Source organism: Belnapia sp. AC561, assembly GCF_979252845.1.
Map to the genome: position 1 here is coordinate 1 of NZ_CEEDBP010000015.1, position 13,321 is coordinate 13,321.

The window sequence follows — 13,321 nt, forward strand, 5'->3', positions numbered from 1 at the left end:
GCCCCGTGGCGGACCAGCCGCCGGTCGAGGCTGCAGCCTGGTGGCGCCGCTGGATGGGCCGGTGAGGCGGCGCCGGCGGGCACGGCCACCGGGCGGGCGGCGGCATCCTGTGGCAGGTCCTCCGGCGGGGTCGCCGGCCGGGCCGCGGCGCTGGAGGGGGGCGGCAGGGCGCCGCTGGGCTGGGGCGGCATCGGCTCCCGCCGCGGCTGCACGAAGACGCCATGCGGGGACCGGCCGACCGGGATGGTGATGGCCTCGCCGGTGGCGGGGTCCACCATGGCGACGCGGGCGACCCAGCGGAGGGTGACCCAGAGCTTGCCCTCGGGGTCGAAGGCGATGCAGTCCGGGCCGCCGGGGATGTCCCAGCGGGCGACGACGTCCAGCGTTTCCGGGTCCAGCACCGAGATCCGGCTGTCGACCCGGCTGGTGACGTACAGCGCCTTGCCGTCCGGGCCCGGGAAGATGGTATGGGCGCCGCGGCCGAGGAAGACGGTGCGCTCCACCTTGCCGTCCGGCGGATTGACCACGGCGATGTGGTCCGAGCCCATGATGCCGACCAGCAGCTTGCCGCGATGCCAGATGACGCCGGCGGGCTGGGAGCCGACTTCCGCGGTCCAGGCCGGGCGGCCGGTCGCCAGGTCGATCGCCATCAGCCCCTTGGCGCCCTGGAGGGTGACATAGGCGAGGCGGCTGTCCGGCGAGAAGGCCAGATGGCTCGGCTTGTCCGGCACGCGGAGGCGGTTGAGCAGGGTCCGGGTGGCGGCGTCGTAGATATCCACCTGGTCCCGGCGGAGGCTGGTGACGACCAGGTACTTGCCGTCCGGGCTGTATTCCATGTGGTAGGGATTGCTGAAGCGTTCCCGCCGCTTCACCTCGCCCGTCGCCGGGTCGAGGAAGATCAGCTCGTTGGCGCCGGAGTCGCCGATCACCAGCTCGCTGCGGTCGGGGGTCAGCAGCAGGTGGTGGACCTCCCGCAGGACGGGAATCCGCCGCACCTCCTCCCGCGTCGTGCTGTCGAGGATGCTGATGGAGGCATCGCCCGAGTTCAGCACGTAGATGATATTGGCCCGCGCCGCGCCCGGCAGGAGCAGCGCAAGCGCCACGAGACCGGATGCGACAAGGCTGGAGGCGGGCAAGTGCCGCATGGGAGATGCTTCCAGAGTTCGGCCGGGAATTCCCCCCGGCGCCGGGATTTGGCAAGCCTCGATACGCTGAACCCTGCCCCGGGCCGAATTAAGGCCTCGTCAGGATTTGGGCTCGAAGCGCATGGCGACGCCGTTCATGCAGTAGCGCTGGCCGGTCGGCGGCGGGCCATCCGGGAAGACGTGGCCCAGGTGGCCGCCGCAGTTGGCGCAATGCACCTCGGTCCGGGTCATGAAGAAGCTGCGGTCGGTGGTGGTGCCGACGCCGCCCTCGATCGGGGCGAAAAAGCTGGGCCAGCCGGTGCCGCTTTCGAACTTCGTGCCGGTCTCGAACAGGGCGGTGCCGCAGCCGGCGCAGACGAAGGTGCCGGGGCGCTTCTCCGCGTTGAGCGGGCTGGTGCCGGGGCGTTCGGTGCCGTGCTCGCGGAGGACGCGATAGGCCTCGGGCGGCAGGGTCGCGCGCCATTCGGCGGCGGGCTTCTGCACGGGGTAGTCGGCAGCCGGGGGGGCTTCCTTGCTGAACAGGGCCATGGGGGCCTCCTTCTCTAGGCGGCCGGCCGCTTCAGGCGGTCGGCGTAGGTCTTGCGGAATTTCGCGACTTTCGGGGCGATGACCACCCGGCAGTAGCCGCTCCAGGGGGCGCGGGCGAAGTAGTCCTGGTGCTCGGCCTCGCCGGCCCAGAAGCGCTCCAGCGGCTCCAGCTGCGTCACCAGGGGCGCGCCCCAGATGCCGGCGGCGGCGATCTCGGCCATCACGGACTTGGCGGTCTCGGCCTGCTCCGGCGAATGGGTCAGGATGATGGAGCGGTACTGCGGCCCGACATCGGCGCCCTGGCGGTCCTGGGTGGTGGGGTCGTGGATGGTGAAGAAGACCCGCAGCAGGTCGGCATAGCTGATCTCGGCCGGATCGAAGGTGACCTGCACCACTTCCGCATGGCCGGTGCGCTTGCCGCAGACTTCCTCGTAGGTGGGGTTCTCGGTATGGCCCCCGGCATAGCCGGAGACCACGCGGGAGACGCCGCGCAGGTCGCGGTAGACCGCATCCAGGCACCAGAAGCACCCGCCGCCCAATGTCGCCAGTTCCTTCGTCGATCCGCTCATGCCGATGCCTCCTTCGCCTTGTCCCCCAAGATAGGATGGCGGGGGCGGTCTTGCAGCCCCGGCGCCGTGTGGAGGGCACTGCCTGGGCCGAACCGGCGGCCTGCCCGCGCGTTGCCGCGGCCCGGTCGTAATTCGCCAATATTTAGGCGGCATGATCCGTCCCCGACGCAAGACGAGCCGGCCGTTCCACCTGGAGTTCCCGATGTCCACCGCCACGCCCACCCCGCTCGTCGCCGCCTGCGACTGGAGCATCGTCGTCCTCGCCCGCAGCGAGGCCACGGCCCTGGCCCGCTGCCTGGAGGCGATCCGGGCCGCCGCCGCCGGGCAGGATGCCCAGGTGACGGTGCTGCTGACCGGCAGCGCGGAGGCCAGCGTGGCCATAGCGGAACGCTTCGCTGCCGGTGGCGCGCCGCGGCTGCGGGTCTTCCATATCCCGCACGCGGACCGGGCCAATGCCTGGAACCAGTATGTCCATGCGCTGAAGCCCGAGGCGGCGATGCATGTCTTCGTCGAGGCGCATGCGGCCATGGCCCCCGGCGCGCTGCGGTCCCTGGCGGCGGCGCTGGCCGAGCACCCGGCGGCCATGGCGGCGACCGGGCTGCCCTGCTCCGGCCCGCGGGCGGCGGCGGTGCGGGCCGAGATGCGCTCGGGCGGCGCGCTGCATGGGGCGCTGCATGCGCTTCGGGGCGAATTCCTGGATGGCATCGCCAAGGCCGGCTTGCGGCTGCCGGTGGGCCTGGGGGAGATCCATCCGGTGATCGCCGGGCTGCTCGGCGACCGGATCGTGGTGGCGGAGGAGGCGACGTGGCGGGCGGTGCCGCTCGGCTGGTTCAGCCCGCAAGGCGCGGTGCGGGCCTGGCGGCGGAAGCTGCGGCAGGCGCGGGCGGGGTTCGAGGCCCAGGCTTTGGCCGGAAGCGAGGCGCTGCCGGAGACCGCGGCGCCGCTCTTGCGGGACTGGCTGGCGGCGCGGCCGAGGCCGCCGGGCTTCTTCCCCTGGCTGGCCAGCCGCCGCCTCGCGCGAGAGGGGACGCCGGCCTATGGCGACCTGCTGCCCCGCCGCATCGCCCTGGCGGATGTTTCTATATCACCCCGAGCTTCTGGACCTCGGCCCGCACCAGCAGCTTGATCTCGCGCTCCAGCCGGGCGAATTCCGGGTCGGTGCGCTCGCGCGGGCGGGGCATGTCGATGTCGAAGACCTGCTTCACCGCGCCGGGGCGGGTGGCCATGACCACCACCCGGTCGGCGAGGAAGATGGCCTCCGAGATCGAGTGGGTGACGAAGACCACGGTCTTGCGGTCCTGTTCCCAGATCCGCAGCATCTCCTCCTGCAGGGTCTCCCGCGTCTGGGCATCCAGCGCGCCGAAGGGCTCGTCCATCAGTAGGACGGAGGGATCGTTGGCCAACGCCCGGGCGATGGCGACGCGCTGCTTCATGCCGCCGGAGAGGTTGCCGGGATACTTCTGTTCATGGCCGGCGAGGCCCACGAGGGCGAGGTAGCGGCGGGCGACCTCCTGCTGCTCGGCCTTGGAGCGGCCCTTCAGCATCGGCCCGAAGGCGACGTTGTCGAGGGCGGTGCGCCAGGGGAAGAGGGCGTATTCCTGGAAGACCACGCCGCGGTCGGCGGAGGGCCCCTGCACCGGCACGCCATCCACCAGCACCCGGCCGGCGCTGGGCTCGGCGAAGCCGGCGATCATGTTCAGCAGGGTCGACTTGCCGCAGCCGGAGGGGCCGAGCAGGCAGGTGAAGCTGTTCTCCGCCAGTTCCAGGTCGACGCCCTCCAGCGCGACCATGTCGCCGAAGCGCTTGGCGGCGCCCTGGATGCTGATCTTCGGGCGGGCGGTCGCCGCAGTGATGGCGGTGGCGGCCAGGGGCATGGGGTGATCCATCGCCCTAGCTCCGCGTCGCCACGCGCCAGCGCAGCAGCCAGGATTCCACGCCGCGCAGCGCGATGTTCACGACGAAGCCGATCAACCCGATGACCACGGCACCGAGCAGCATCTGCGAGACCAGGAAGAAGGTCCGCGCATCGTTGATCATGTAGCCGAGGCCGCTGTCGGCGGCGATGAACTCGGCCGCGACGATGACGAAGAACGAGAGACCGAAGCCGAGCCGGAGGCCGGTGATGATGGAGGGCGTCGCCGCCGGCAGCACCACGTAGCGGAACAGGTCGGTGCGGCTGGCGCCCAGGCTGGAGGCGGCGCGGATCAGCACCGGATCGACGTACTTGATGCCCTCGAGCGTGGTGGTGAAGACCGGGAAGAAGGCGGCATAGGCGATGAAGGCGATCTTCGACATCTCGCCGATGCCGAACCACAGCACCATCATCGGCAGGAAGGCGAGCGGCGGGATCGGCCGCAGCAGCTCGATCATCGGCTCCACCAGCTTCTCCAGCGGGCGCCAGGTGCCGACGGCGAGGCCGACCACCACGCCCGAGACGGCGGCGATGCCGAAGCCCTGGATGACGCGCTTCATGCTGGCGACGATGTTGGCCTGCAGCTCCCCGGTCTGGACGGCCTCGATCCCGGCGCGGACGACGTCGATCGGCGTCGGCAGCAGGATGGGGTTGAAGGCCTTCCAGATGTACTGGTTGCCGAGGCTGACCGCGGCCCAGATGGCGACGAAGATGACGATGGCCAGGCAGCGCATGCCGGCATCGGCGAGGCGCTTCGGCCAGGGCGACGGGGCGCGGGCGGCGGGGGCGGGCGCGATGGCCGCGTCGAGGCTGGTCGCGCTCATGCGCCGGCCCGCCAGGTGACGTGGCTGCGGTCCACTTGGTCCAGGATGACGGGGGTGATGCCGTCCTCCGGCTTCTGCGGGGCGGCGATGCGCTTGATTCCCACGGCCCAGTCGTTGGTGAAGCGGTAGCTGTTGACCAGCGGCTGGTCGATGAGGACGCCGTAGCGGTTGGCCTCGGTCATCACCTTCAGCGGTTCCGGCTCGACCCGCAGCACGCGCTGGATGCCGGGCATGGCGGCGGCGCGGTCCGCCTTGAAGCGGGCATCGGCCTTGATCAGGGCGCGCAGCAGGGCGGCGAGGGTATTCGGCTTGCTGTCGATCCAGCTCTGGCTCGCCAGGATGACGGAGTGGGAATAGAGCAGCTTCTCCGCCTCCGGCAGCACCACCTTGCTGCCGCCGAAGTAGGTGGCGCCGCCCGTCGCGAACAACGTGCCGCCCATGGTGACCAGGCGGTGCAGGAAGGGCTGCCAGGCCAGCAGGATGTCGACGTCGCCCTTGGAGGCAGCGATGACGCCCTCGCTGGGGTTCATGTTGATCATCTGGATCTTGGTGTGGTCGAAGCCGAAGCGCTGGGCCAGCTTGACGAACATCAGCGGGCTGTTGTTGCCCTGGGTGAAGGCGACGCGCTTGCCTTCCAGCTCCTTCGGGTCAGTGATCTTCGTCTTCGGGCCGAGGACGATGCCCTGCGTGTCCGAGATATCGGCGAGGCCGGTCAGGATCTTCACCGGCATCCCCTGCGCGGCGAGGGCGATCTGGCCGAACTGGCTGCCGACACCGATGGGGAAGCCGCTGCCCATGACGGTCAGCACGTCGCCGCCCGAGGGCTGCCAGCGGAAGGTGAGGTTGATGCCTTCCTCCCGGAACAGGCCGAAATGCTCGGCGACCGCGAGCTGCATGCCGAGCTGCGGGTCGCGGACGCCGAGGAATTCGAATTCCTTCTCCTCCGGCGCGGCGAAGGCCAGCGTCGGCGGGATGATCAGCGCGGGCGCGGCGAGGAACAGGCGGCGGGTGAGGCTCATGCGGCCGGCTTCCAGGTCGAGAGGGCGGGGTCGATCAGGTCGAGGATCTTCGTCGAGAAGCAGTCCTCCGGCCGCGGCGGGCTGGGGATGCGCTTGATGTTCATCGCCCATTCGCTCTGGAAGCGATGGCTGGCGATCAGCGAGGGCGTGATGCCGAGCGCGTATTTGTTGGCGTTCACCATGACGGCGAGGGCCTCGGCATCGATGCGCAGCACGCGCTGCAGCGCCGTCATCGCGCGCGGCCGGTCGTCGTTGATGATGGCATTGGCCTTCAGCAACCCGCGCAGCAGGGCGGCGAGCGTGTTCGGCCTGGTGTCGATCCAGTCCTGCGTCGCCATCAGGGTGGAATGGTTGTAGAGTGGCTTGTTGTCCTCCGGCATCACCTGGGCGGTGCCGGTGGTGAAGAGCGTGCCGCCGGTGCAGTACAGGGTGCCGCCCATGCCGACGAGGCGGAACAGGTTCGGCTGCCAGCCGAGCAACCCGTGCACATCGCCCTTCGAGGCGGCGACCACGCCTTCCGACTGGTTCATGTTGACCAGGGTGATCTTCGATTGGTCGAACTTGAACATCTCGGCCAGCTTGGCCAGCAGCACGACCTGGGAATTGCCCTGGGTGAAGGCGAGGCGCTTGCCTTCCAACTCCTTCGGCGAGGCCAGCTTCACGCCGGGGCTGAGCACGAAGCCCTGGGTCTCCGCGATGTCGGCCAGCGCGGTGATGGTGCGGATCGGCAGCTTCTGGCCGCCGAAGACCACCTGGGTGAAGCTGCCGCCGACACCGATATTGGCCGAGCCGCCGCCGAGGATGGTCAGCGTATCGGCGGCCGATTGCGTCCAGCGGATGGTGACGTCGATGCCCTGTTCCTTGAACAGGCCGAACTGGTCGGCGACCGCGAGCTGGGCGCCGAGTTGCGGGTCGCGCACGCCGATGACCTCGACCGCGGTCTGTTCGACGGCGGCGGCGCGTCCGATAGCGGGGATGGCGAGGCCGGCGGCGAGGGCGGCGCGGCGGGTGATGGTCATGGGCATGTCCTCAGGCCGCGGCCAGGATATGGGCGCGGCTCTTCATCAGCGGCTGGATGCGGGTGCCGAACTGGTCCATGCCGATGACGAAGTCGTCGAAGGTCAGCATGACGCCGGTGATGCCGGGGATCGCCGCCATCTCGTCGAGCAGGGCGGCGACGGTCGCGTAGCTGCCGACGAAGACGCCCTGGTTGGTCGGGTACTGCTCGCCCTGCAGCTTCATGCGGTTGGCGGTCGCATAGGGGTCGGTGGATTTGTCGGCGCCGGCCTGGTCGTTGCGCCAGGCCATGGCCTCGAGGTCGATGCCGTCGCAGTAGTGCTGCCACTTGGCCATGGCGGCCTCGTCGGTCTCGTCGGCGATGATCATCTGCATGACCAGGGCGCCGACCTTGCGGCCGGTCTCGGCGGTGGCCGCGGTCAGGCGGGCGATGGAGGCGGCGACGCGCTGCGGCTGGTTCACGCCGAAGCCGACGCAGAAATTGTAGTCGCCGTATTCGGCGGCGAAGCGGGTGCCCTTGTCCGATTGCGCGGCGCAGATCACCTCGATCGGGCCGGTGGGCTGCGGCAGCAGCTTGCAATCCTCCATCTGGAAGAAGCGGCCCTGGAAGTTGCTTTCGCCCTCGGCCCAGAGCTCGCGCATGATGTCGACGTATTCGGCGCAGTACTGGTAGCGGTTGTTGAAATGCTCGGCGCCGGGCCAGATGCCCATCTGGGCGTATTCGGCCTTCTGCCAGCCGGAGACGATGTTCACCCCGAAGCGGCCGGGCGCGATGCTGTCGATGGTGACGGCCATCCGCGCGGCGACCGGCGGCGGCATGGTCAGCACGGCGATCGAGGCGAAGAGCTTGATGCGGGTCGTGACGGCGGCGAGGCCGGCCATCAGGGTGAAGCTTTCCAGCCCATAGTCCCAGAATTTGCTGGGGCCGCCGAAGCCGTGGAACTTGATCATCGAGAGGGCGAAGTCGAGGCCGTAGCGCTCGGCGCGGGTGACGACCTGCTTGTTCAGCTCGAAGCTCGGCAGGTACTGCGGCGAGGTGGTCGAGGTGAGCCAGCCGTTGTTGTTGATCGGGATGAAAACACCGACTTGCATGGGCTGAGCCTTTCGGTCGTGCAATTCGGCCGGATCAAACGCCCCCGGGGCCGGGGGCTCAATGCCCTAAATCATCCCATCGGGCGGCGAACCGGATGGTTCTGCGCAAAATTATGCCAATCAGGTAGGATTTTGCCTGTCATGGCGCCAAACCGTGGGGCGGGCCTGGCTTGTGGTCCGTGTGGCGGACCGCAAGCCAGGCGCCGGATCAGTGGTGGTGGTGGCCGGGGGAGGATGGCCCGGCCGCCATCCCTGGCATGCCATGGACCATGCCGGGCGGCACCGGGATGGCGGCGGCGTCGCCCGGCCAGGCGGCGATGACCCGCCGCATCAACGCGATCTCCTGCGTCTGGTCGGTGACGATGTCGACGTTGACCAGGCCGAGGAAGCCATTGGCCGCCGGCCCCGTGCCGGAGGCCGCCCGGTAGTCCCGCACCATGTCGAGCGCGCCCTGGTGGTGCAGGATCATCGCCTTGGCGAAGACCACATCCGCTTCCGAGACCGGGCCCAGCGCGCCGGCCCCCGGTATCGGGGAGCGCTGGAACTGCGCCATCTGGGCGAGACCATCCGTCGCCATGGGCTGCAGCGCGAGGCCGCCGAGCCGCAGCGGCGGCCGGTCGAGGTTGCGGCCGACCTCGTCGAGCAGGGCGATCTCGAAGCGCTGGTTGCGGATGATGGCGATCGCCAGGCGGCGCAGCGCGGGGCTGCGGGCGGCGGGCTCGGCCAGGTAGGCCTCGCTCATCGTCAGGGCGCCGGCGTGGTGCTGGCGCATGCCGCGGACATAGTCGCGGTCGGCGGCGAGGGCGGCGGGATCGGCCCGGCGGTACCAGGTGCTGGGGACGGGCGTGCCGCCGGGGGCATAGCCTTCCTCGATGCTGGCGCGGGCGGCGGGGGTCAGGGCGAGCGTGAGGCAGGCGGCGAGCGCGAGGCCCGGGAGACGGTGATGCATAGGTCGGTATCCTGGAAACCGGCGGTGCCGGTCAGGGCATGAAACGAGGGGGTGATGATCCACCCGGTGCCGGGCGGCGGCTTCAGCCCGGGAGGCGGGGCGGCGGGCGCGGCGGGCCGCGCAGCACGCCGGCCGGGTCGGTGCCGTCCCGGCTCTCCGGCGCCAGGGCGATGCCGGGGCCGGGCAGCGCCCAGGGCTGCGGCGGCAGCAGCGCCGCCAGCATCGGGCATTGGCCGAGGATGCAGCAGGCCGGGTGGGCCTGGTCCGGCGCCCTGGCCGGCGCCTGAGGGTGGTCCGGCGCGGCCGCGGCATGGCTGGCGCAATCGGCCATGGCCATGGTGGCGGGGGCGGCCATGGCCGGGGCGGGCGGCAGAGCCGGCAGCCAGAGCAGGGCGAGCGCTAGCAGCGCGGTGAGCAGGCGCAGTCCCTGGCTGGTTCGTCCCTTGCCCATCGAGCGGAGATGGGGACGGGACCGCCGCTCCCGCAAGGGGAAAGGGATGGCCCCGCGCCCTCGCGCATGGCTGAATGCGCCGCAAACAAGGAGGAGATAGCCGCCATGGCCGAGCCCATCAGCTTCCCCGGACAGGTCGAATGGTCCGGCGAGAATCCCGGCATCAGCCTGAAGACCGACCCGGCCGGCCCCTTCACCACCCTGGCCAGCTTCTTCCGCGTCGTGCTCTCCCCGCATGGCCGCGGCCATGCGCTGGTGCTGCTGCAATCGCCCGGCGAGGCCGATGCGCCGGGCAATGTCTGCCTGACCGACAACGAGCCGCTGGCGCGCTACCTGGTCGCCGGCTTCGTCTCCCACTTCGGCGCCTGGCGCGGGCTGCCGGGGCTCGCCGGGCTGCGCTACGCGCCGCTCGACAGCGTCGCCACCGAGGGCGATGCGGGCAGCACCTACTCCGAGGTGGTGACGGCGCCCGGCATGTCGGTGAAGCTCACCTGGGCCGGGCTCGGCGCGCCCTTCTGCTTCGCCCTCGCGCCGGAGCATTCGGCGACGGGCAAGCACCACATGCCGAGCCTCTTCGTCGGTTGCGAGCGCGCGAGCATCACGGTGAACGGCACGGTGCTGCCGGGCGAGACCTTGCCGCGGGTGGTCGCGGGGCATGCGATCAGCACGGCGATGCTCGCCTTCTCCGAGACCTGGATCAAGGCATGAAGGCTGCGATCATCGAGGCGGCGCGGGCGCTGGATGCGCTCGGCTTCATGCCGAGCAAGTCCGGCAACCTGTCCTGCCGCACCGCGGGCGGCTGCCTCATCACCCCGGCCGGGCTGCCCTATGCGGACTGCGGGCCGGAGGACCTGGTGGAGGTGGCGCTGGAAGGCCGCGTGCTGGCGGGGCAGCGGCGGCCTTCCTCGGAATGGCGGCTGCACACCGCGATCTATGCGGCGCGGCCGGAGGTGGGGGCGGTGGTGCATACCCACAGCCCCTTCGCCACCGCGCTGTCCTGCGCGCGGCAAGGCATCCCGCCCTTCCACTACATGATCGCCCTCGGCGGCGGGGCGGATATCCCGTGCTCGGCCTATGCCACCTTCGGCACCGCCGCGCTGGCCGAGGCCTGCGTCGCGGCGCTGGCGGGGCGGCGGGCGGCGCTGCTGGCCAACCACGGGTCGGTGGCGCTGGGCACGACGCTGGCCGGGGCGAAGACCCTGGCGATGGAGGTCGAGAACCTCGCCCGGCAATACCTGGCGCTGCGCGCCGCCGGGCTGGCGCCGGTGCTGCTGACCGAGGCCGAATTGCGCGAGGTCTTCGCGCAATTCGGCGACTACGGCCGGATTACCTGAAGTTCAGCTCGCGCAGGGAGCAGGTCTCCACCCGGCGCCGCTCCAGCGCCCGGCCATCGGCATAGACCACCCGGATATCGACCGTGCAGACCTTGCCGGCCGGCAGGCTGACCGGCATGCCGGCGCCCGGGGCCAGCGTCCCCTGGCCGAGCCGGTCGCGGCCCCAGCTGGTATCCGTGCTGAGCGAGACATAGAGCTCGTTCACCACCACGCCGGTGCTGTTGACGAATTGGAAGCTCGGGTCGCCGACGCCGGCGGGGGCGCCGCCCCAGACCACGCGGGACAGGGTGCAGGCATTGACCCCGCGCCGCTCCTCCTCCCGCCCGCCCTGGTAGACGACCTTGATGTCCAGCATGCAGTCCGAGAGCTGCGGCACGATCCAGGTGCTCTGCCCCGGCGGCAGCACCGCCTGGCCCAGCACGTCGTTGCCCCAGGCGGTGAGGCGGGAGGGCGAGACATAGACGCGCTCGATGGTCTGGCCGGTGCTGTTCACCAGGCTGAAGCGGTTCTGCGCCTGGGCCGGCGTTGCGCCGAGCCCGGCCAGGACCAGGCCGAGGATAAGCAGGAACCTTGCGCGCATCTGTCTCCACCCTTCGCGATGCATGAGATTGCCCAAGCCTAACATGCCGGATGCGGTCCGAAACAACCGGCTGCGGGAGGTTTCCCGGCATAATTGCCGCCTGCGGTGATCACCGTGGCGATATCGCAGCGCGGCATTCTGGGTTAGCCTCGGTCGGATGCAGTTCCCCGGCCCCCCGCTCCGGCTCGTCCTTCTGGCAGCCGCACTCCTGTCCGCCTGTGCCGCCGGCGGGGCGCCCCATGGGGGGGCGGCCCATGGGGGGACGACCGGGCGGGAACGCGGCGCGCGCCCCGCCACCAGCCAGCCCTCCATGGGGGCCTTCGGCAGCTACCTGATGGGCCGCTTCGCCACCACGGAGACGGATACCAAAACCGCCGCCGACAGCCTGCTGGCGGCGCTGCGGGCCGACCCGGACCAGCCGGAGGTGCTGAACCGCGCCTTCATCGCCACCCTGCTGGATGGGCGGCCGGACGCGGTGCGCCTCGCCCGGCGCCTGGGCGACAACCCGGCGGCGAACCTGCTGCTGGCCGGGGGCGACGTGCAGGCCGGGCGCTGGGACCGGGCGGAACAGCGGCTGCGCGTGCTCGGCCGCAGCGGCCCGGTGCAGGTGCTGCAGCCGGCGCTGCTCGCCTGGGTCCAGTTGGGCCGCGGCCAGCCGGACCAGGCGCTGGCGACCCTCCGCCCGCTGGTCGAGGCCAACCGGCTGCGGGCGCTGAATGCGCTGCATGCGGCGCTGATCGCCGATATCGCGGCCCGGCCGCGCGATGCCGAGCGCTTCGCCCGGCAGGCGGTGGCGGACCAGCCGCAGCCGCCCTGGCGGCTGGCGGTGCTGGCCGCCGGCGTGCTGAACCGCGCCGGCCGCGGGCCGGAGGCGCAGCGGCTGCTGGATGGCGTGCTGGCCAGCGGCGACGATGCCGCCATGGCGGCGACCGAGGCGGCCCGGCGGCAGGCGCTTGCGGCGCGCGGCGTCGCCTCCCCGGCGGATGGCATGGCGGAGGCCTATACCGCGCTGGCGAGCGCGCTGCGCGGCCAGGGCTCCAATGATTTCGCGCTGGTGCTGGCGCAGCTGGCGCTGCGGCTGCGGCCGGGCTTCGCCGCGGCGCAGGTGCTGGTGGCGGATACCCTGTCCGACCAGAACCATGGCGAGCAGGCGCTGGCGGCGCTGGACCAGGTGGCGGCGGACGACCCGCTGGCCCCGGTGGTCGCCCTGCGCCGCGCGGCGCTGCTGGACAAGCTGGACCGCACCGACGAGGCGGTGGCGCTGCTGCGCCAGCTGGCCGCCGGCAATCCCGGCAGCCCGCAGCCCGCCGCCCGGCTGGGCGACCTGCTGCGGCGGCGGGAGCGCTTCCCCGAGGCGGCGCAGGCCTATGACATGGCCCTGGCCCGCAGCGGCCCGGGCAGCGAGCGCGACTGGCCGCTGTTCTATGCGCGCGGCATCGCGCGCGAACGGGCAGGCGACTGGGCCCGCGCCGAGGCCGACCTGCTGCGGGCGCTCGAGCTGGCGCCGGAGCAGCCCTATGTGCTGAATTACCTCGGCTATACCTGGGCCGAGCAGGGCAAGAACCTGGACCGGGCCAAGGCCATGCTGCTGCGGGCGACCGAGCTGCGGCCGCAGGACGGCAATATCGCCGACAGCCTCGGCTGGGTGATGTTCCGCCTGGGCAACCTGCCGGAGGCGGTGACCTGGCTGGAGAAGTCGGTCGAGCTGGAGCCGCGCAACAGCGTCATCAACGACCACCTGGGCGATGCCTATTGGGCGGCGGGGCGGCAGCGGGAGGCGCAATTCCAGTGGCGCCGCGCCCTGACCATGGAGCCGGAGCCGGCCGAGATCGCCAAGATCGAGACCAAGCTGAAGGACGGGCTGCCGGGCTACCCGTCCTCGACGGCGCAGCGCTGAAGGC

15 protein-coding genes are annotated in these 13,321 nt (G+C 71.2%); 4 read left to right on the top strand and 11 right to left on the bottom strand.

Features of this window, described 5'->3' with window-relative positions:
- From AC0IW9_RS13960 to msrA, 3 genes are all read right to left on the bottom strand, one after another.
- Nucleotides 1-1,145 (bottom strand): YVTN family beta-propeller repeat protein (locus AC0IW9_RS13960; RefSeq protein WP_471648872.1); only part of this gene is annotated, 1,145 nt, incomplete at its 3' end.
- Nucleotides 1,146-1,244: 99 nt separating this feature from the next.
- Nucleotides 1,245-1,673 (bottom strand): peptide-methionine (R)-S-oxide reductase MsrB, encoded by a 429-nt coding sequence (msrB, locus tag AC0IW9_RS13965; protein WP_471648873.1) that lies wholly within the window; start codon nt 1,671-1,673, stop codon nt 1,245-1,247.
- A gap of 14 nt (nt 1,674-1,687) precedes the next feature.
- Nucleotides 1,688-2,242, bottom strand: coding sequence for a peptide-methionine (S)-S-oxide reductase MsrA (gene msrA / locus AC0IW9_RS13970; protein WP_471648874.1), 555 nt, complete (start codon nt 2,240-2,242; stop codon nt 1,688-1,690).
- Between the two features lie 202 nt (nt 2,243-2,444).
- Between msrA and AC0IW9_RS13975 the strand changes: the two genes are divergently transcribed.
- On the top strand, nt 2,445-3,368 hold the full coding sequence (locus AC0IW9_RS13975) for a glycosyltransferase family A protein (RefSeq protein ID WP_471648875.1): 924 nt from the start codon (nt 2,445-2,447) through the stop codon (nt 3,366-3,368).
- Here AC0IW9_RS13975 and AC0IW9_RS13980 read toward each other — a convergent pair.
- The 7 genes from AC0IW9_RS13980 to AC0IW9_RS14010 all read right to left on the bottom strand — a co-directional run bounded on the left by AC0IW9_RS13980 (nt 3,322) and on the right by AC0IW9_RS14010 (nt 9,506).
- Complete coding sequence (locus AC0IW9_RS13980) at nt 3,322-4,116, bottom strand: ABC transporter ATP-binding protein (RefSeq protein ID WP_471648876.1); 795 nt, start codon at nt 4,114-4,116, stop codon at nt 3,322-3,324. The genes AC0IW9_RS13975 and AC0IW9_RS13980 overlap by 47 nt on opposite strands.
- 16 nt (nt 4,117-4,132) lie before the next feature.
- A complete protein-coding gene (locus AC0IW9_RS13985) occupies nt 4,133-4,978 on the bottom strand; it encodes an ABC transporter permease (protein ID WP_471648877.1) in 846 nt (281 codons plus the stop codon).
- A complete protein-coding gene (locus AC0IW9_RS13990) occupies nt 4,975-5,997 on the bottom strand; it encodes an ABC transporter substrate-binding protein (RefSeq protein WP_471648878.1) in 1,023 nt (340 codons plus the stop codon). The genes AC0IW9_RS13985 and AC0IW9_RS13990 overlap by 4 nt, the downstream gene beginning before the upstream one ends.
- A complete protein-coding gene (locus AC0IW9_RS13995; RefSeq protein WP_471648879.1) occupies nt 5,994-7,016 on the bottom strand; it encodes an ABC transporter substrate-binding protein in 1,023 nt (340 codons plus the stop codon). Before AC0IW9_RS13995 ends, AC0IW9_RS13990 begins: the two co-directional genes overlap by 4 nt.
- A gap of 10 nt (nt 7,017-7,026) precedes the next feature.
- Complete coding sequence (gene rutA / locus AC0IW9_RS14000; protein WP_471648880.1) at nt 7,027-8,106, bottom strand: pyrimidine utilization protein A; 1,080 nt, start codon at nt 8,104-8,106, stop codon at nt 7,027-7,029.
- A gap of 208 nt (nt 8,107-8,314) precedes the next feature.
- On the bottom strand, nt 8,315-9,055 hold the full coding sequence (locus AC0IW9_RS14005) for a DUF305 domain-containing protein (RefSeq protein ID WP_471648881.1): 741 nt from the start codon (nt 9,053-9,055) through the stop codon (nt 8,315-8,317).
- Nucleotides 9,056-9,137: 82 nt separating this feature from the next.
- Complete coding sequence (locus AC0IW9_RS14010) at nt 9,138-9,506, bottom strand: hypothetical protein (RefSeq protein ID WP_471648882.1); 369 nt, start codon at nt 9,504-9,506, stop codon at nt 9,138-9,140.
- 105 nt (nt 9,507-9,611) lie between these two features.
- Here AC0IW9_RS14010 and AC0IW9_RS14015 point away from each other — a divergent pair, with 105 nt between their 5' ends.
- Complete coding sequence (locus AC0IW9_RS14015; protein WP_471648883.1) at nt 9,612-10,214, top strand: hypothetical protein; 603 nt, start codon at nt 9,612-9,614, stop codon at nt 10,212-10,214.
- Entirely contained in the window at nt 10,211-10,840 is a 630-nt protein-coding gene (locus AC0IW9_RS14020; RefSeq protein ID WP_471648884.1) for a class II aldolase/adducin family protein, read from the top strand. Before AC0IW9_RS14015 ends, AC0IW9_RS14020 begins: the two co-directional genes overlap by 4 nt.
- On the opposite strand, the gene AC0IW9_RS14025 is transcribed toward AC0IW9_RS14020, so the two are convergent.
- A complete protein-coding gene (locus tag AC0IW9_RS14025; protein ID WP_471648885.1) occupies nt 10,833-11,420 on the bottom strand; it encodes a Tat pathway signal protein in 588 nt (195 codons plus the stop codon). The two genes, AC0IW9_RS14020 and AC0IW9_RS14025, sit on opposite strands and share 8 nt — an antisense overlap.
- Nucleotides 11,421-11,730: 310 nt before the next feature.
- Between AC0IW9_RS14025 and AC0IW9_RS14030 the strand changes: the two genes are divergently transcribed.
- Entirely contained in the window at nt 11,731-13,317 is a 1,587-nt protein-coding gene (locus AC0IW9_RS14030) for a tetratricopeptide repeat protein (RefSeq protein ID WP_471648886.1), read from the top strand.
- The last annotated feature ends 4 nt before the right edge of the window (nt 13,318-13,321 follow it).